Annotated in this window: 13 protein-coding genes and 3 pseudogenes; 8 read left to right on the top strand and 8 right to left on the bottom strand. The window is 49.1% G+C overall.

The annotated features are described in order from the left end of the window. Positions 1-11: 11 nt before the first annotated feature. Positions 12-461: a phage tail assembly chaperone gene (locus tag ACUZ79_RS15525; protein WP_072311723.1), complete on the bottom strand. Its 450-nt coding sequence runs from the start codon at positions 459-461 to the stop codon at positions 12-14. A 6-nt stretch (positions 462-467) separates the two neighbouring features. After that, complete coding sequence (locus tag ACUZ79_RS15520) at positions 468-665, bottom strand: hypothetical protein (RefSeq protein ID WP_072311724.1); 198 nt, start codon at positions 663-665, stop codon at positions 468-470. A 261-nt stretch (positions 666-926) separates the two neighbouring features. Between ACUZ79_RS15520 and ACUZ79_RS15515 the strand changes: the two are divergent. Then, a pseudogene (locus ACUZ79_RS15515) lies at positions 927-1,094 on the top strand (helix-turn-helix domain-containing protein); the annotation flags it as partial. Positions 1,095-1,124: 30 nt separating this feature from the next. Further along, positions 1,125-1,598, top strand: a complete 474-nt coding sequence (locus ACUZ79_RS15510; RefSeq protein WP_449252185.1) for a S24 family peptidase — start codon at positions 1,125-1,127, stop codon at positions 1,596-1,598. Positions 1,599-1,973: 375 nt separating this feature from the next. Here ACUZ79_RS15510 and ACUZ79_RS15505 read toward each other — a convergent pair whose 3' ends face one another. Beyond that, the gene (locus ACUZ79_RS15505) at positions 1,974-3,344 is read right to left on the bottom strand and encodes a hypothetical protein (RefSeq protein WP_449252138.1); all 1,371 of its coding nucleotides are present in this window, start codon (positions 3,342-3,344) and stop codon (positions 1,974-1,976) included. A gap of 169 nt (positions 3,345-3,513) precedes the next feature. On the opposite strand from ACUZ79_RS15505, the gene ACUZ79_RS15500 reads away from it, so the two are divergent. The 3 genes from ACUZ79_RS15500 to ACUZ79_RS15490 all read left to right on the top strand — a co-directional run bounded on the left by ACUZ79_RS15500 (position 3,514) and on the right by ACUZ79_RS15490 (position 6,733). Continuing rightward, a complete protein-coding gene (locus ACUZ79_RS15500; RefSeq protein ID WP_256267701.1) occupies positions 3,514-3,726 on the top strand; it encodes a helix-turn-helix transcriptional regulator in 213 nt (70 codons plus the stop codon). A 261-nt stretch (positions 3,727-3,987) separates the two neighbouring features. After that, on the top strand, positions 3,988-4,218 hold the full coding sequence (locus tag ACUZ79_RS15495; protein ID WP_449252137.1) for a hypothetical protein: 231 nt from the start codon (positions 3,988-3,990) through the stop codon (positions 4,216-4,218). A gap of 58 nt (positions 4,219-4,276) precedes the next feature. Next, positions 4,277-6,733, top strand: a complete 2,457-nt coding sequence (locus ACUZ79_RS15490; RefSeq protein ID WP_449252136.1) for an AAA family ATPase — start codon at positions 4,277-4,279, stop codon at positions 6,731-6,733. Between the two features lie 123 nt (positions 6,734-6,856). On the opposite strand, the gene ACUZ79_RS15485 is transcribed toward ACUZ79_RS15490, so the two are convergent. The 4 genes and pseudogenes from ACUZ79_RS15485 to ACUZ79_RS15470 form a co-directional block, all read right to left on the bottom strand. Further along, a complete protein-coding gene (locus ACUZ79_RS15485) occupies positions 6,857-9,517 on the bottom strand; it encodes a TrlF family AAA-like ATPase (RefSeq protein ID WP_449252135.1) in 2,661 nt (886 codons plus the stop codon). After that, positions 9,514-9,705 carry a hypothetical protein gene (locus tag ACUZ79_RS15480; protein ID WP_449252134.1) on the bottom strand — a complete coding sequence of 64 codons (192 nt, stop codon included), beginning with the start codon at positions 9,703-9,705 and terminating at the stop codon, positions 9,514-9,516. Before ACUZ79_RS15480 ends, ACUZ79_RS15485 begins: the two co-directional genes overlap by 4 nt. 26 nt (positions 9,706-9,731) lie before the next feature. Next, positions 9,732-9,859: pseudogene (locus ACUZ79_RS15475) on the bottom strand (IS1595 family transposase); the annotation flags it as partial. Next, positions 9,845-10,251 (bottom strand): annotated as a pseudogene (locus ACUZ79_RS15470) (transposase); the annotation flags it as partial. The pseudogenes ACUZ79_RS15470 and ACUZ79_RS15475, both read right to left, overlap by 15 nt. A 939-nt stretch (positions 10,252-11,190) precedes the next feature. On the opposite strand from ACUZ79_RS15470, the gene ACUZ79_RS15465 reads away from it, so the two are divergent. The 3 genes from ACUZ79_RS15465 (at position 11,191) to ACUZ79_RS15455 (ending at position 16,457) form a co-directional block, all read left to right on the top strand. Beyond that, a complete protein-coding gene (locus ACUZ79_RS15465; RefSeq protein ID WP_449252133.1) occupies positions 11,191-14,097 on the top strand; it encodes a DUF927 domain-containing protein in 2,907 nt (968 codons plus the stop codon). A gap of 526 nt (positions 14,098-14,623) precedes the next feature. Continuing rightward, positions 14,624-15,280, top strand: coding sequence for a ParB/RepB/Spo0J family partition protein (locus ACUZ79_RS15460; protein WP_449252132.1), 657 nt, complete (start codon positions 14,624-14,626; stop codon positions 15,278-15,280). After that, positions 15,222-16,457: an ISL3 family transposase gene (locus ACUZ79_RS15455; protein ID WP_096152604.1), complete on the top strand. Its 1,236-nt coding sequence runs from the start codon at positions 15,222-15,224 to the stop codon at positions 16,455-16,457. The genes ACUZ79_RS15460 and ACUZ79_RS15455 overlap by 59 nt, the downstream gene beginning before the upstream one ends. Here ACUZ79_RS15455 and ACUZ79_RS15450 read toward each other — a convergent pair. Continuing rightward, positions 16,439-17,746 carry a sensor domain-containing diguanylate cyclase gene (locus tag ACUZ79_RS15450; protein ID WP_449252131.1) on the bottom strand — a complete coding sequence of 436 codons (1,308 nt, stop codon included), beginning with the start codon at positions 17,744-17,746 and terminating at the stop codon, positions 16,439-16,441. The genes ACUZ79_RS15455 and ACUZ79_RS15450 overlap by 19 nt on opposite strands. Between the last annotated feature and the right edge of the window lie 208 nt (positions 17,747-17,954).

Here is a 17,954-nt window from a genome sequence, read left to right as displayed (position 1 = left end):
CTTCTTACCTCTCACAAGGGCTTCACCGGCCACGGCGTTCCATCCCCACCGCCGTCCCACGGAAAACCCGACTGAGCAGGCACATCGCGCAATGCCTGAATATAGGTCAGCAAAGCCTGATATTGCCCCATGCTCAGGCTGGTGGCGCGTCTCTCGTCCTGCTCGTCGCGGTGGCGCTCGATGAGCCAGCGTACCTCCCGTATGCGGGCGTCGCGCTCTTCGCGCACGTTGCATGCCCTTTCTGCGATCATCTCCTCTGCCGTTTTGGGGGGTATGCTGGTGACCGCACCTTCAGGCAGCGGACCGAAGCCGGATTGGCGGGCCACCATGTTGATCTTGTCCAAAAGGATATCGCGTCCCTCACTCTCCGAAGCGCCGGCAATACGGTTCATGGCTGCCTTGATGGCAGGCATGACACCCGCAAGGGTGACGTAGTTGTCGATGAGAGTGAGCTGGCGCATAAAAATTTACAGGCGCTTGAGCGCACCGCGCAAAATGGACGCATCGCGCACGGAAAGGTTCACAACGATACGATCCCCGGCATCAAATCTGCCATCACCACCATCGCGAAGAGCTTCCAGCACGTTCTGGACAATTTCTCGTACAAGCGCGCTTTGCTCGATAGTCAATGGCATGGGCTGAGTACGCTTCTTTGGTGTGGGCATGGTTGCCTCCCGGCTCGTGTCCAAACTCGGCAAGGCCGTGGACGTTGATTCCAGCGCGGGGGGCTGTTAGGGTGTGCTTACAAGTGTTTTTAACAACCGCCCGCAAATCTGTTTGCGGACAAAATATCGTCCTTTTCAACTGAAATGTTGGGTAAAACTTAAAATTTCGTCTGGAATTTTTAACTTTAATTATATTAGCGCGTTATTGCGATGCGCGGGTAAAAGTAAAGGTTAAGGTTCTGGACGTGGAACTTTTACCCTATGAGCACATTAGGAACTCGCATCAAAGAAGTACGCGGGCAAGAGACGCAAGAATCCTTCGCCGCCAAGATCGGAGTAAGCAAAGGTGCTCTCGGCGGTTATGAGCGAGACGAAAACTCGCCCAGCGCAGAGGCTATACTGAAAATATGCTCTGGGGCTGAAATATCAGTTGAGTGGTTGATGACAGGCCGTGGGACGATGCGGCCCAGTGAAAACTCTAGCCCCATTGTCTACCAGAACGGCCCCGATGATACCGATGTGGTGTGGGTTCCTATGGTGGACGCGGTGCTCTCCGCAGGGCACGGCAGCTTTGAAACCAGCGCACACAGCGAACGTAAGTACGCTTTCCGGCTGGATTTCATTAGCCGTAAAGGCAACCCGGCAAATATGGTGCTCATGCGTGTGGCAGGGGACAGCATGGCCCCGGAGATATTGCACAATGACGTTGTGCTGATTGAACAGGGGAAAAAGACCATAACCCCCGGCCATATCTTTGCTGTTGGCTTTGAAGAATCTATCTATCTGAAACGCATAGATAACCTCCCCGGCAAGGTCATCCTCAAAAGCGCCAACCCTGCGTATCCCCCCGTGGAACTGGACGTGCGCGGACAAAACGAAGACCAGTTCCGTATCATTGGCCGCGTGCTCTGGAGCGGTCGCGAGTACTTCTAAAAAAACAAGACCCGGTTGTGTCAGAATCAACACAACCGGGCCTTTTCCCGTTCTCATCTTCCGCGAAATTCCTGCTCTGAAAACACCCCTCGTTCCCAACTCTTTCCCCGCGCCTAATTTTTTCCGCTGACTCCCCGCAGAGCCGCGCCAGTCAAGCACCCGGCCAGTATCCGTCAAGCAGGTTTGGCGTATTTCCTCATTCTCAGGTCTCGTGACCCCCTATAGCTCTACACCAAAGACAGGGCAAGCCCTTTCCGCGGACAGCATTTCCTACAGATTTCTAAACAATTCTACCGCTATTCGAGCACTACAAGCGTGCTAAGTGGAGGGATTGTCCCTCCCCCTAAAAAATCTTCCTGCATATCAAGAGGAACGTTATTCTCCTGCATAAAACGTTGCTAGCTGTTCGAGCATGTCTTTTACAATTGACTCCTTATCTATGCACTTGTTATTCCCCTTACCTTTCCATACTTTGGCTGCAATAAAAGGAATTTTATTATCCCCAGCTATCTTCTTAAAGCCCATTAGATTTCGGCTTACAAAAGTTTCGCTATTACCTTTGTCTTTACTATGATCCCACACTTTTGGATCTATCTCTGCCCATGTAAGGCCTTCAACCGCCAACATATACGCTTTCACTATCTTTAGATTCTCTTCATTGTCCTTATAAATTTCCTTCAATTCTTTACAACGATCTAGCATGTACTGTTTGGGGTCATCAGAGATGGATTTTTTCGCTACGTCATATTCGAGGACGGTACAAATCTCATTTTCATCAAACATCAGCCTCTCTAGGTAACTGAAAAATTCTTTCCGAATTTCTTCTTCATCTTCAAAAAAATGGAAACGCTTTTTGTATTCATCAAAATCAAAAATAAAAAAGTCAATCTCATGACTTAGTGGCTTTGAATACGACAAGTCTTCCTTGTTAAAATAATCAATAGCGCATTGGTGTAAATAAACACGATGGTATTCGTAGTCACGCAAATAGGAATCTCTTCTCTTTAGTTTGTATTCATCAACGACTTGTTTACATGTTCTATTTATAAATGGATCAATTTTTTCAACTTGTATTACATTACTGTCATATCGAGACAACACAAACTTATTGTTTCCAAAGCTGTCTTGCTCTTTTTCTATACACAACGCTGTTACACAATTCTTTATGCATCCATTACCGTGCCCATTCAATTCAAGATATTCAAGATAGATCTCACCCTCCTCTTCCTTCACCTCAAAAAATACCTGCCCATTTCCATATAGCCTGACAACCTCACTACCGATGCCAGCAGGACGAGAGAGAGGATTAACCGTCAGGTTGTTGTAATAAATTATATACTCACTATCACAAAACTTAATCTGCATTTCCCTGATATTTTGCAGCCGTTGAGTTGTATTTTCTATAGAAGCCTTAAGAATTGCTTCCATAAATTTATTTTTATGGCGCGTATTACTTTCCTGCTTACCGGAATAAGTAAGCTTTTTATCAACATATACACTAAAATATTCAGTTGCCTTTTTACTGATTGCAATGATGCCAGTGGTCTTGTGTGGCGTTATAGTAAAGATTGTATTTCCAAAATACTTAAATTTTGTGTTGCACTGGCTCGAAGCCAAAATCTGATGCCAATCTCCAAAGCGGTAGGCTGCCAACCTCCCGGCGTGGCAAAGTTCTGCCAGCTTCAGCAGCGGAATGCTTAATTTTTCGCAAACCTGCCTCCCCGATAGACGTTTTGAAAGCCCCATCTCACTAGCTCCAAGCTGATGGTAAGTTCACTGCAAGCAATATTTCGCACAACACGCCGCAATAACACAATAAATTCTTTAGACACCTCTTCAAATGAAAGTAAAATGACAGTGCTTTAACAGGCACCGGATGCTACTATGCAAGCAACATTGAAAGGAGGTGATGAAAATGTCTGTGGCAAATGTCCAATTAAGGCCAAATCAGTGGCTTACTGAAAAACAGGTTGAAGCCCTCACTGGCATAAGCAGATCGACTCTTCAGAAGCAGCGGTTCAAGGGAACAGGTTTTCCATATGTAAAAATCGGCGCTCGTCTTGTCCGCTATTCCGAGGCAGAAGTCGTCAACTACATGCAATCGCGTCAGATTGCCCCCGATGCTTAGAACGTAGCGGCTCTCCCTCCCATCGGCAAGGGTCGGAATGAGAGTAAATTAAATAACGCAGGCTAGAAGTCAAAAGAATTAAGCCCAAACTCTCTGCCAATTGAATAGACAACCTTGGAAAGGACGGCGAGCCAATGTCGCGTCGTTCCCGTGGTTATCAATAAGACTTCGGCTCTTGACAGACTTGCCACTCACTTTTTGCGGAAACGCCAACCCATAACCACCCCAGTAAAATTGGGAGTGCTATTTTGGAAGGCTCAGATGTCAAATATGAAACCTACCGCACCGCTTAGCAAGAACATTGCTAGTGATCAAAACTATGATACGAAAATGATGAACTCCGAGATGCGTGATGCGCTTTCCGAGTTTAAAGAAGAAGTACACAGCATATTGCAACTTCCCCCTGAAGATATGGCTAAAATCGACCATATCGAATGTCGGCTGGACTGGAAGCCTGTGTTGACCACCCGCCTTTACCCCAAAAAATCCTAGATGATGAATGCCAGGAGAAGCAGGGTGACACCTGTTTCTCCTGGCATTGGAGGTAACAATGGCTTTTGATTATAGAGAGATGGTCAAGGAGGCGACTGAAACAGGCCAACCAGTCACCAGAGTTCGCCAGCTCGTTTGTCATGACAATATTCCTGCCTCGGTTGCCGGAAAAACTATTGATACAACGGCAAAGGTTGTGCCTTCACACGACCATTCACAAAAACCTCCTTTTGACGTGCTTGACTATGCTAGACGATGGAAGCTGCCGCCTTCCCATACCCTGCACACTGTTTCTGCAAGAAAAAAAGACCATCCTTTCGAGATAACCCCGGAAAAGGTGGCTGAGATCGTCCAGCAAATGGATCGCTCCGGCATTCCTGCATGCATGATGGACAGCCAGCAGGCTGACTTCTATGTATCGCTGGTCGGCTACGAGTTTACTTCCCTGAACGGCTGGACGAAAATCAGAATCATCCGTGCCGTTGGTGGCAATGATGCTGATGCAAAGTTTTGGCAGTCTCATCCACGCTTGGAAGATTTCTTGCCGTGGGTCGTGAAAAAGCTGAATCGTAGCCCTGTAATTTCAGCCTTGGTTCTGGGAAAACTGATGTGTCTGAAGCCGGAATTTTGTTTTAGCGCATTTCCTGAAGCCACCCAGCAGAGGGCTCAGTACTCGAAGGAAGCTCAAGTTGAGGATGCAACCCCGAAAAGCATCGTTGTGGGTGCCATCAACTTCAAACGTCTACATATGGACATTCAGCGGGATCTAGACGACTCCATAATGCAGGCGGTGTGCCATTACTCTGATGGTAAAAATGACATATTTGCTCTCGCAGTCCGCGTTACTGGCGAGCAGGGCAGAGATTCACTAAAGATTGGTATGAAAGCCGCCGCTGCGCATCTGCTGTCACGTGATATGATTGTTCGCCACCCCAAAGCCTCCGTGCTCATCTGCGTGGACATCAAAGTGGCTATTTCTTTTCGGGATGCAGCGCGTGAGGGACATGTTTTTGAACGAACTGGTGTGATTGTGTCGGGCTTTGCCGGTGGAGAAGAAACCCCAAAAGGCCTTCTGCTCAGTGATGTGGCTGGGCATTCCGTAACCATCGTATCCACTCCTGGGCAAAAAGGCTGGGATGGGGTTGACCTGCTGATCAAACGCTGCCTTGAGAATGGTGCTACTGACGTGAATGTTTATCCATGGCCCATAGTGCAAGGGGGTGTTCCGGATATTTCCTCATATAAGCCGGAAATGCAGGATAACGTGCTTGCCAAGACGACTAACCTTGACACGCTGGAATTGCCTTCACAACTGGTTGCCCGCATCAGGCGCGAGGCCATTCCGATTGAAGATATGGCATCATGGAAAAAGAACGTGCTGCTCCTTGAAAAAGCCCCTATATGCATAGAAGGAGAACAATCCTGTCAGACGGATTTTGAAATTGTCACGTTCGAGATGCTGCCTGATGCCGTTCCTAGAGAGGATGACGTCCCAGTGGCCGTGAGGCAAATGTTTACTCCGCAGTATACCACCTTGATTTGGGGGGCTTCAAATGCGGGAAAAAGCTGGCTGGGTATTGAACTGGCAACATCTTTGACCACGGGAACACCCTACCTCTATTTTACAGCCTCTGCTCCTTGTACGCTGTGCTATCTGGATGGCGAGGTCGGCTCTGACTTTAAGCCTAGGGTAAATCAGCTTCTGCAGGGGCGTGAAGAATTTCTTCCTCTTCTGAACAAAAACCTCTTTGTGATTTCTGCCAAGGGTGGGCTTAATATTCTTGACGGAGAAACGCAGAAAATCCTCATAGGCAAGCTGCAAAAATCTGGGGTCAAATGCATAGTCATCGACAATCTGCTTTCCCTCGCCCCGACAGCTTCAAAAAGTAATTCCACCCCGTTCTTTGATTTTATCCACAGGATAGAAAAGCTTGGTATTGGCGTCATTGTGCTGCACCATGCCGGTAAAACAGGCAAAGATTTCAAGGGGCCTGTAGATCTTGCCAGCCTGTGCCAGAATGTCATTCACCTTGAAGGCCGTGATCAGCTTGAAAAGGAAATAAGTAAAGACGATGAAGGCGATGATCAACCGTTAAATCAGGATCTGGCCGAGGCTCTTGAAGGCGATGGTCCTGTGGTTCGTATGACCATTGAAAAATGCAAAATCGCCCCGGAGCTTGAACGCCGGAAGATGGTGTACAAACTGCCTGTTGGCGGAATCTGGAAGTTTGTTGAAGGGGATATGCCAGGGTTAGCACTGGACGGATCGAATGAATATCCTGAGAGGGCTGGGGACAAGCAACCTGCCGTTAACGGCAACCTCACAAAAAATCAGCAGACGGTTTACGCATTTTTCGAGCATCACCCGGAAAAGGATATCATGAATAAAGATATTCAGAATCTTCTTGGCGTTAAAGAAGGTGCAAGCCGCAATGCGCTAAAGGATCTGGAACTAATGGGTTACATTGAACGCCTTGGTAAGGACAACCAGACCATCTATCGGTTAAAAAAATAGCATCCAGAGAAATTAGGGGTGCATGACTCAATGAAGGTTAGCACCATTTTTGCTCGTCCCCGGCCATCACCGGGGATTTTTTTGGGCGATACTATACTTGCGCATAGGGGCAAGGTATTGAAGCTAGAACTCATACTTCTCCTTGCGTTGAATAAAGGCGCTCCGTCCGCCTTCCAAAATGCTGGCAACCTGATCACGAATCGTCGGAACGTCAATAGAACCCTGTGCATCTAGTCCGAGGCAACCGTGGTTCTCCGCTGCCGTAAATACACCGATCCATTCCGCGTCGCCAAACACTGGGATGTTAGCGTTGTGTGTCGCAAACAGGAACTGTCGGCTGATCTTGGCTTCTCTGAGCTCGGCGACGATCCGATCTGCAATGAAAGCGTTGTCTAGATTGTCCTCAGGCTGATCCATCAGAAGCGGATCGGAATTCTCAAGCAGCAGCATATGCAGGATTGCCGTGCACTGCTGACCTGTAGAAAGCTTGCTGAGCGGACGATACAGCGGATCGGCTTGGCCGTGAGCGACATTCAAAAAGATGTCCACGCGATGCTCCAGCTCCAAGGCCTCCAGCTCCATGAGCTGAGACGACTGGAGCTTGGTGAGTGCGTCGGCCACTATCGGCGTGACACCCCAATCAAGTTGCACGTCGGCAGAGCCTTTCTTAATCGACTGGGCCAACGACAACGGGCTGATCGTCTCGGCGTCCTCTATGAACGCAAGCCGCTTTTCGCCTACACCGTCCAGCTTGCACCCAAGCAGGAACGCCATCAATGGCGTACGGTCAGCCTCCGGCACGATTTCCACCTTGAGCTTGCCTTCAAGTCGCCTGTTCAACTTCCTCGCGGCCTTCTGCAATGCCTGTATGCGTTGCCCACGCAAATCAGACAGCTCGGCCAACAGATTCCGCCGTTCCTGGCGTAAGGTCTCGCGCTGAGACTCGTGGGTAGTCGCCCGCGACTTCATGGGCTTGATGCGCTCGATCTCCCCCATCAACTTTTGATAGGCAACACCGACCTCTTGCCCGCTCTTACCAGCAGTGGCGGGCAACGTCCTCAGCGCCTTTTCCAACTCGGCATCGTGTTCCTGAATAGCCTGCTGCCATGCGCCGTGCTGGGTGGTGAACTGCCCTGCCCGGTCATCAAGCAAGGCCTGCATGACGGTCAGATGGTCGGTGAACCCCTGCTTAAGTCCATCCAGTGTGGCGCGCATAGCAAGCAATTGGGCAGCATCAGGCAATCCATCAAGGGCTTCGTCGTTGATGAAGTCGAGATCAGGCAATCCGTCACGCAGGACTGAAAGCGCGTCGCGAAAGCTTTGCACGCCATCGGTCGCGGCCTTGGCAATCTCTCGCTCTCGCGCAAGCAATGAGGTCTTGGCCAGCTTCTCCTTGATCCCCAGCTCGTCGAACCCCCGAAGCTGCTCTTCCAGCTTGGGCAAGCGCTCGATCTGTACATTCAGCTCGTCAAGGTTGGTCAGAGATTTCGTGAGGTTCTGCTGGTTGTCCTTCAAGCGTCTATACACATCGGTGCTCTTCGCTTCGTACTCCCGGTCTTGAGGAAGAAAGCGATCCAGCAACTGCATCCGGCTGGTTACATCTTGGGCCAGCTCGTAGATTTCGTTCTGCCCATAGATGTCGATGCCCGGCAGCAAGTCGCGCGGGAGCAGGGTGGAGACATTGCCATTAATGTCACGCACCATCGGCGGCTCGCCATGACGGCGTGATATAGTGTATTGCTTGCCGTTTTGGGCAGAGGACATCACTGTCAGATCAACCCGTCCGGCCGAGCGACCAAGGTTCTCCTTGATGATCTCATGGTGGAGCTTCTGAGCCTGCTTGCCTTTGGGGGGAAAGTCTAAGGCGAAGCGCAGGCATTCGAGTAAGGTTGACTTCCCCGTTCCACGGCCACCGATTACCGTATTGAGATGGTCGGAAAAATCCACCTGGACACCATCAAGATAGCCACCAGCCACCGTCATGCGTACTACCTTGCCAACCGGGCTTTGGGCTTGCTGAGAGTTAAGTCGGACTCGCGATCCCGGGTCGAGGAAGGCAACCTTGAACGCAGCGAAAGTGGGTCGTGTCATCTTTATGAAGCACGTTGCGCTCGGCTGATCCAAGTCTTCAGGCTTGGCAACATCCTTGGCGTTGATTGCTGCTACAGGGCGCTCACGCCGGTAGCTATCGTCCTTGTTCAAGAGCACCTTGCGGTAGAAGTCGCCTTCAATGCTCGTTAGATCATCTATCGCCCCCGGGATCTGGGCCGCCCGCAACTTTGGGTGCTTCCATACGTGGTTCAGGCGGTTTCTCAGCAGTCCGCTCTCTTGTGTGCAATGAGCCGCATAGAGGAACCCGCCGAGTCGATCAACTTCATCGATCAGTTCCTCCGAACTAAGGCGGGACGGCCGAATACCGTCGGCGGGGTCATGCAGTTTGAGATTGCCAAGGTAGCGATCAAGCTGCTGCACCGTGGTATCCTCGGCGAAGAGACAGACATAATGAGTCTTGTCGTTCGAGGCGATCTCGAAGCCGGGAAACACCGTGATCCCTTGCGGCCTCAGCACGTTTCGTAGAGTATCGACGCTGTCGACGCAACCGTGATCTGCCAAGCCAATAACAGAGATATCCATCTCAAGGCATTTTCGAAGCAATGCCTGGTTATACCCATCCTCATCAAAACCATGATCGCCACCCCGGTACGCTTCGTTGTAGCCCACCGGGTTTACTTGTAACGCACAGCGCCAGAACCTTGCGCAGGTAAATCGTGAAATATCGTTCATTTTCGTCTGTGCTCCGGTTCACCTTCGATAAATGGAGCCGTCTTGTTCGGAATGTCTGTAATGACCGAAATGGCGGGCTCGAAAGCATCTTTGCACCCTTCTACGCCCAGCAGCTTTGCCATTTCAATAAAACGCTGCGACTGCTCTGGATCATCAGCACAAGGCTTTTGACTTCGATTTTCGACCACGTTTCTTCCCCTTTTGTGCAGGTTCCTCATTGAGCTGTTGTTTCATACGTAAGACGTTTGCCAACCTCGCCCTTCAAAAGCCGTTCAGCACGTCCGATGTCCTCAATTCAAGCGCCTTACGGTTGATACACCGAAAATCGAACTCGGCCAGGTACCCCAAGTCTACAAGCCCGTCGTGGAGTAGCCGCGCCAGCCGTCAGAATGGATAATGCTTTAGAGTTCTACCCGACCACGGATTATGTCCTGGAATGTAGCCCTTGGCAGTCGGGGACAATCTCTATGTAGACTCGCCATTTTGTTTGAACAGGCCAAAAACAATGTTTTTTCCGTTGGCGCAACGGGCTCGAAGTCCACTACCTCGGCGAGTGCCAAAGTAGCTTTCGTCAACCTCAACTTCGCCCTTGCAGAGATGGACAATGCGCTCGCGAAATGCAGCAAATATCTGCTTACGGTATTTCTGTTCACACCTGCGATTTCCGCAATCTGTAACGCAGCCCAATTAACGGCAGACAGCCTCACAATTTTCCGGATTTTGGCCTCTGAAATTTTTGAACGAGTTGCATACTTTTTTTATTGGTATACCTAGCCTTATAGCCAATTATGAATGGCTTAGCTAGACAGGACCCACAGGCTTTTATGTCGCATGATCCCTCAACTTCATGCCACAGATTCCCTCAACCTTCTTGCATTTTTCCCGCAGGCGATCCCTCATCGCCTCCCCTATTGCATCCCACATGAGGGATCTCGAAATGAGCTGTCAAACTTTTGTCAAATAAAATCAGACTATTAACTAGATGACGATTGTCTATTTCTGCATAATCAACCACAAGTGTATAGCACGCGAAATGTTGAACTGGCTGCCATTTTCATGGACGGACAAATAGACGTTGTCAGTCAGGTATAGCCTTGGGGCCGATGGTGCCATAATGCCCAAGCATTCGTTGATTAATGGACGACACCTTTTCGACACTCTGTTGCACAGCAGGCCCAAGGGCCAAGGATTCATCTGCTACAAATACCTCCTCCCGACCTCATAACCTAGCCGCTGGCGCTGAATCAAAGAACAGCAGTAAAGGCTATGGCTCCCGGTCATGGCTCATGCTGACCGCTCACTCCGATAATTGCCGAATATGCATGCTCAATCAGGCAAGACAAACCCCGTGCCCTTGGCTGCGAATCTGTGACTGGCATAAGACTCGCTCAAATTTAATGTCCTGAAAGCCTAAAATTTCGTGTCTCAGCTTCTTACCGCACATGACTGCGAGACCCCGCACAGATGACGCTGTTCGACATTTTGACCTAATGCCTAACCTTTTCCTAACGTTATGAACTTCCGCACAGCTCGCACACGCCGCACAGCACAGAAGCACGCATTTCCAAAAAAATTAAAGAATACTTTTCTGCTGGTTAGTATATGTGTAATAGCCCGATGCAGACCATTGTGGCCCTGAACGACTATCACACGCATACTCAGTAGGATTTATCATGGAAAGCTTGAATTGTTCACTTACGCCAACTGGACAGAAGGAAAATAGGATAGTCTACGCGGGCCATGCCGACCAAGAGCACGCAGATTTTGCGGAAATGTCTCGCCAATGGAGCGTGTACCCTGCTTCAGAAGAAGACATCAAAGAAGCAGTACTTGATGGTTATACAGCTATCTCAATCTTTGAGTTTAGCCACCCTGTTGAAAAAGGCAAAGCCCAGCCCATGCGCTATGGAGATATGGTGCTAGATTTTGACGCCAAGAAAGAGCTGCGTGACAACAATGGCAATCCTTTGGGCAAAGTTGGCGATATTGACAAAGCCCTGGAAGCTGTTCGCACTTTTCTTCAAATTTTTAATAAGTACGGGGTAAATCCCCAAGACCTGCATTATTACGCCAGCGGAGGAAAGGGCTTTCATGTTGTTGTCCCTAGAGAAGTCATTGGCTCGGAAGCGGGTGATATTGAACTGCCTGCCATTTATCGGCAGATGCTGAACCAGATTCTCAACATGGTCACAACTAAGGAACTGTGGGACGGTGCCACCCTCGATGCACTCAAAGAAAGTCGTAAGTTTGTCCTAGAAGACCTTTGTATTGATCTAAACGGGTTCAAGGGCGGGAAAGGCCAACTCATCAGACTGCCCCATATTCAGCGGGCGGATGGCAATTACAAGGTGCCTGTCACATATGACGAAATCATGCACAATGATGCCGCGTTTTTTGAAAAAATCGTCAGGTCAGACCGGCATATTGATGGGGAAGGCATTCGTGAGGGCATCACATGCGCTCCTCTGCTGGAAGAAGCTTATTTACAAGCCAAAAAGTTCGTTTGCCTTCCCTCAGACAGGCGGAATGCCAGCAGCCAGATTGCAAGCATTGAAACGGAGTGCGAGTTCGTGTCTTTTTGCGCTCAGCATGCGAGTGAAGTTACAGAGCCTCAGTGGTTTGTTCTCGCCAGAATTATGGCCCACTGTGGTGCATTAGGGCAAAAGCTATTTCACGTGTACAGCCAGCTTGATCCTCTGCGCTATAATGAGGATGGGGCACGTAAAAAGCTACGCAATGCCTACAGCTATCCACCCGTCACTTGCAAGGAAATTCAAAACGTATTTCCTTGTTCAGGTTGCTGTCGGGTAAAATGTCCTATGGACATTTATCGAAGAAAACTTGCCACCAATGAAGAGGGAGCCTTTGCCGTGCTGGATGAGGGACTTGTGTTTTACCCTGATGCCACTGACAAAACTGTCTTTGAGCTGGTCAGTTCCTATGTTGACGTAAAAGCCTCTGCTCGGGACGCCGAAAGTTGCGGATGGTCAAAAATCATCGAAGTCCGTGATCCAGATGGAGTGTTGCATCAATGCCGCGTTCCTTTCACATCGTTGAATGGTTCTGGCGATGAAGCGCTTGCGCTGCTGTCGGAGGCGGGGTTGCAACTGGAACCAGGCAGGCAGGCTCGTCAACGGCTTCTTCAATATCTCAACAAGGCAACCCCGAAACAGCGGGCATTGATCGTTGAAAAGAATGGCTGGGTTGAAAAAGCTAACATGTTTGTGCCGTTCGATTTAGGAGAGATGGATGGTTGCAGTGAATACCTTTGCTCACGCTTTCCAGTTGCATCCAAGCTATTTGAGCAAAGAGGTACGCTTGAAGAATGGAAAAAGCACGTGGGCGTATATTGCAAGGGCAATCCGCTCCTGCAGGTGGTGACCATTGCGGCCCTTTCTGGCCCCCTGCTGGCGTTCATGGGACATTCTGGTTTTGGCATTCACCTCTACGGTAATTCTTCCAGTGGCAAAACCACAAGTCTTCATATAGCGGGTTCCGTCACCGGGGGCGAGCTAAAATCATGGCGAACAACAGATAATGGACTGGAAGGCATCGCAGAACAGCATAATGACAACAGCCTTTTGCTTGATGAAATTAGCCAGTGCGATCCTGACGTTGTGGCACAGGTGGCCTATATGCTTGCCAATGGCCAAGGTAAATCACGTTCCTCAAAGACCGGGGTCAGCCGTCGCGTGCCGACGTGGAATTTGACATTTTTGTCTTCAGGTGAAGTGTCCATATCTGACCGTGCCGACCAGGGTTATAGAAATAAAGCCATGGCCGGGCATGAGGTGCGTGTCATCAGTATACTCGCAGACGGAGGTGCTGGGCACGGCATCTTCACGATTATACCTGATGGCATGCATGCAGGCGCCTTTTCCGACATGCTGGTACAGAATAGTAAACAATATCGTGGTGCGCCGTTACGGGCGATGATTCAACACATCAAAGCCGATCAAAATAGTATTTGCAATACGGTCAATAAACATATGGATCAATTTCTAGATGGGCTTGACCGCAACTCTTTGTCGTCCCAAGCTAGGCGGGTAGCCGATCATTTTGCTTTTCTCGCAGGTGTAGGAGAAGCCGCGATAGACCTCGGCATTCTTCCCTGGCCAACAGGGGAAGCAATGACAGCAATGAAAAGTTGCTTTGAGTGGTGGCTGCGGGACAGGAATGGCGCTGTTGATTTTGAGATTGAAAAAGCCACAGAAAAACTTTTATCTCAAGCTCGCAATGGGTTCTATGGGAAATGCGGTGATGACTATCCAATAAAGAAACTCACGTCTGATGGAAAAGATTGTTTCTTTATACCGCGCTCGTACGCTGTGTCTGAAATCTGCAAGGAGTATCAGTACAAGTCTTTTGTGGCAAATCTGAAGGAAAAGGGGCTGCTGGCACTAACTAAATACGGTGAAATTCGGGAACAATTCTGGCAGGGCGATAACAGCAACCGGCCTAGAGGTTTCGCCATTATCAAAAAAAATCTATATGATGATCCAGATACAGCAGAAGTTCATCAGCCTTTGGGCAAAAAAATTGACTACGAAGATAAAGACATGGACGATAATGTTTTCTGAGAGTTATTTCAGAAATAGCAGAAATTATCGTGTGCGGCATGTGCGAGTGTGCGAAACATTCATAGCAGGGGGCAGTGAATTAATTTTCACTACCCCCTATATTATGCCCAATTTCATACTTTTCAACCCAATGAGGCCAATATCAATATGAAGATAAGCCACTCCAGAGTTGTGGATATGTATGGTACGGAGAGTTTTTTCAATGCGTTGGAAAAAGAACTTCCACCGGTGTTCACCCGGGATGTAGCATCAAAGTGTATGGGGGGGCTGCTGACCCCTAAAACGATGTCCAATGCAGACGCACTGGGCACAGGCCCCTCTGTACGAGTTCGGCTGGGGAAAAAAATTGCCTACGAACGCACAAACTTTATGCATTGGCTGCGGCAACGATTCAGCGCGTGATCCAGGTCAAGTCCATCAGGATTGACACCTACTATGATTTGAATCAAATTTTACCTACACTCAGTAGCAGTTCGGTTGGCCGAACTGCTACAACAAGCTGTATTCATTGATTATCGGAGGGATTATGTCTGAATCTCAAGATCGTGAATATGAAATCGGAAAAATATACTCAATAGATATAAACAATTTGATGCCTAACCCTGAGCAGCCCAGGAAGTATTTTGACGAAGATGAGATCAAAGCCCTTGCAGCTGACATTGAAGTTAACGGCCTCCTGCAAAACATCACCTTTACCTGCCATGAGGGTAAGCTGATAATCATCTCTGGAGAAAGACGTGTGCGGGCTCACAAGCAGTTGGGGAAGGGAACAATAGAAGCCAAGTATGTTAAAGGCGACCTTCTAACACTTGCCCTGATGGAAAACATACTTCGATCTGACCTGACAGCTATTGAGTTTGCTGAGTCTGTAGCTGCCTTGCAAAAGCAGAAGAATTGCTCCAGCAATGAGATTGCTGAAATAATTGGCAAGAAGAAAAGTACCACAAGCGAAATACTGAAAATTGCATCACTTCCAGAAGAGATTCGCAATGACGCCAGAACAAAGCCCCTGATGACCCGTGAGCGTCTGTTGAAGGTCGCTCGCAGGAAAGGCGCTGATATCCAGGCTCTTCCGGGTTTTCCGTGGGTAGCTGATCTGCTAATGTCCTTCCCGGAGGGCACCAATGAAGGATACGGACCTATATTTTCGGATTCTCGGGCTGACCGAGCCCTGGTTTGTTGAGGCTGTTGAACTGGACACGGCGGAAGGTCGGGTAGACATCCGCGTGGAGCATGGTCCTGGTGTTCGCTGGTTTTGCCCTACTTGTGGTCGAGAGCTGGCTTGCCGCGACCATGCCGAGCCTCGTGTCTGGCGCCATCTGGACACGTGCCAGTTCAAGACGTTCCTGCATGCTCGGATTCCCCGAGTGGACTGCCCCGAGCATGGCGTCCTTCAGGTCAACGTGCCTTGGGCCGAGTCCAAGGCACGTTTCACCATATTGATGGAGCGATTGATCATCGACGTGCTGACCGAGTGCGCCACCGTAACAGGAGCGCGGCGCATCCTGCGCATCACCTGGGACGAAGCATGGGGTGTCATGGAAAGGGCGGTGCGCCGGGGCCGGGAGCGCAAGCAATCGAATCCCTCGCGGTATCTTGGCGTTGACGAGAAGGCATTCCGCAAGGGGCACGACTATGTGACCGTGGTTTGTGATCTGATCGGCAGCACGGTGGAGTATGTGGCCGACGAGCGTAAGGCCGAAAGCCTTGAGGGGTACTACCTTCAGTTCACCAAGGCGCAGTTGGAGCGGATCAAGGCCGTGGCCATGGACATGTGGGAGCCCTATTTTAAAGCTACGCTCAAACATGTGCCGGACGCGGCGGGGAAAATCGTTCACGATCGGTTCCACGTCATGAAACACGTAGGCGAGGCTGTGGACCGGGTACGCAAGCAAGAGCACCGCGAACTCACAAGTCAGGATGACCATCGACTCAAGGGCACGAAATTCCTCTGGCTATACCGGGAGGAGAATCTGCCGGACAAACACCGGCCAGCCCTGGAGGCCTTGAAGACAGCGAACCTCAAGGTGGCCAAGGCCTGGGCCATGAAGGAAAGCCTGAACGACGTCTGGAAGTACCTGAGCACGGGATGGGCCAGACGTTTTGTGAAGCGATGGCTGGTCTGGGTGAACAGGTCAGATCTTGCCCCAATGCGCAAAGTGGGCGGACTGATTCAGAGACATCTTGAGAACATCCTGACCTTCTGCCGCCACAGGATCACCAACGGCGTGGCCGAGGGCCTCAACAGCAAGATCATGGCCATCAAGAGGAAGGCTTGCGGTTATAGGAACCGGGAGCATTTCAAGACAGCCATCTACTTCTTCTGTGGCGGTCTAAACCTCTACCCGGCCAGTTCCTGACAGGGGTTACCCACGGAAAACCCGGAAGAACCGTTTTTCAAGATGGTGCTGACAGTTTGCAGGGCCACATCGCCAGTCTGATGCCCATAGGTGTCGTTGACGTGTTTGAAATGGTCCAGATCCAGTACCAGACAGCAACAGGTAACGCCGCTGCGACGGCAGATTTCAATAAGTTTGCACCCATCCTTTTCAAGGCAGCGTCTGTTTGCAAGGCCCGTTAGGGGGTCGGTCAGGCTGCTTTCTTTCAGTTCCTGAACATATAAGGACAGTTTCTTTGACATCTCGCAGAAATTATGGCATAATAAAGCTATTTCTTGTGGCATGTTGTTTGTGTTTATATATGGGCAAGCGGCATCTGATATGTTGTGTGAAAGTTCTGTTGAAAGATTTGATATTGTTTCAATCGGTTTTACAACTGTAGAAATATATTTTTTTATAAGTGGAAAGAGTATTGCAATGCTTAGCAATAAGCCAAAAGCAAACTGCAATAAAAAGGAGTCCATTCTACCTAGAATGCTGCTATATGGCCTTTCAATGGCAATGTGCCACTTGCCGTCATTTATGGGCGCACTAACGCCAAGAACCCGAACCCCGTTTGAATTGATATAGCTATGGGGGGCATCATCTGCCTTTTGCGGGGGAATAATCGTTTGGGCCTTGTTTTTGCCCATATTGGACAGAAAGGTCTGGCTTTGTGCGTCAATTAAATATGGGCGTGCAGAGTTGTTGGTTTCGGAAAGAGAAAATTCTTCAAGCAGGGTCTTAAAGCTGATGGCAGCGGTTATTACGCCTTCAAATTCCTTTGCATTACCATAGACTGGCTGTGACATGATGACAATGTACTCGCCAGAAAGTCGACTTACTATAGGGGACGTAGTGGTTGCTTGGCCATTGCGTGCGCGAATAAAATATTCTCTGTCGGCAACATTTACATCTGTAGTAGGGGATGTGTTTTCCTTGACTCCGCCGTGCTTGTCAAAAAAAATGATACTTCTAATGCCATTGTGTGCTGCCAGAAATGCTTGAAAAATGCCCCGCATTGTTTCTGGCTGTTGCACGATATTGGGGCTTGATGCAACGAATTTAAGCAGATCTTCATGGTGGGTTAACCAGCCTGAAATCGCTGTTTGCTGATTGGTGACCTCATCGCTGATGTCAGTGTAAGCGTCTGCGATGACATCTTTTCTGAGGGAACAGAAATAGGATGTTAAAAATATTGAAGATGGTACTATCAAAAGTAAAAGAGTGTATTTGATGAATTTCCCGTGTATTGTATCCAACTTAAACATGTTTGGCCTCGATTGAACTGTAAAGGGAAAATCAGCATGATTTTTTACGCTATCGTGGGCTCTCAGTACTTATTTTTAAGCGCGGTTTTAAGTTAAAATGTTATGCCTGACAGAGCAGAACAGCAACCCAGAATGAATTGTGCATACAAAAAATATTATAAACTTGTTTAAGTTGTGCTAAAAAATATGATGCGATTGATTTATGTTG

The organism is Desulfovibrio faecalis (genome assembly GCF_053570625.1).
This window is presented reverse-complemented; position numbering and strand designations above follow the sequence as displayed.

What these genes read in the sequence shown, in the direction of transcription:
- ACUZ79_RS15525 (WP_072311723.1), bottom strand. Translation starts at nt 461, where the DNA reads ATGCGCCAGCTCACTCTCATCGACAACTACGTCACCCTTGCGGGTGTC.
- ACUZ79_RS15520 (WP_072311724.1), bottom strand. Translation starts at nt 665, where the DNA reads ATGCCCACACCAAAGAAGCGTACTCAGCCCATGCCATTGACTATCGAG.
- ACUZ79_RS15510 (WP_449252185.1), top strand. Translation starts at nt 1,125, where the DNA reads ATGCGGCCCAGTGAAAACTCTAGCCCCATTGTCTACCAGAACGGCCCC.
- ACUZ79_RS15505 (WP_449252138.1), bottom strand. Translation starts at nt 3,344, where the DNA reads ATGGGGCTTTCAAAACGTCTATCGGGGAGGCAGGTTTGCGAAAAATTA.
- ACUZ79_RS15500 (WP_256267701.1), top strand. Translation starts at nt 3,514, where the DNA reads ATGTCTGTGGCAAATGTCCAATTAAGGCCAAATCAGTGGCTTACTGAA.
- ACUZ79_RS15495 (WP_449252137.1), top strand. Translation starts at nt 3,988, where the DNA reads ATGTCAAATATGAAACCTACCGCACCGCTTAGCAAGAACATTGCTAGT.
- ACUZ79_RS15490 (WP_449252136.1), top strand. Translation starts at nt 4,277, where the DNA reads ATGGCTTTTGATTATAGAGAGATGGTCAAGGAGGCGACTGAAACAGGC.
- ACUZ79_RS15485 (WP_449252135.1), bottom strand. Translation starts at nt 9,517, where the DNA reads ATGAACGATATTTCACGATTTACCTGCGCAAGGTTCTGGCGCTGTGCG.
- ACUZ79_RS15465 (WP_449252133.1), top strand. Translation starts at nt 11,191, where the DNA reads ATGGAAAGCTTGAATTGTTCACTTACGCCAACTGGACAGAAGGAAAAT.
- ACUZ79_RS15460 (WP_449252132.1), top strand. Translation starts at nt 14,624, where the DNA reads ATGTCTGAATCTCAAGATCGTGAATATGAAATCGGAAAAATATACTCA.
- ACUZ79_RS15455 (WP_096152604.1), top strand. Translation starts at nt 15,222, where the DNA reads ATGAAGGATACGGACCTATATTTTCGGATTCTCGGGCTGACCGAGCCC.
- ACUZ79_RS15450 (WP_449252131.1), bottom strand. Translation starts at nt 17,746, where the DNA reads ATGTTTAAGTTGGATACAATACACGGGAAATTCATCAAATACACTCTT.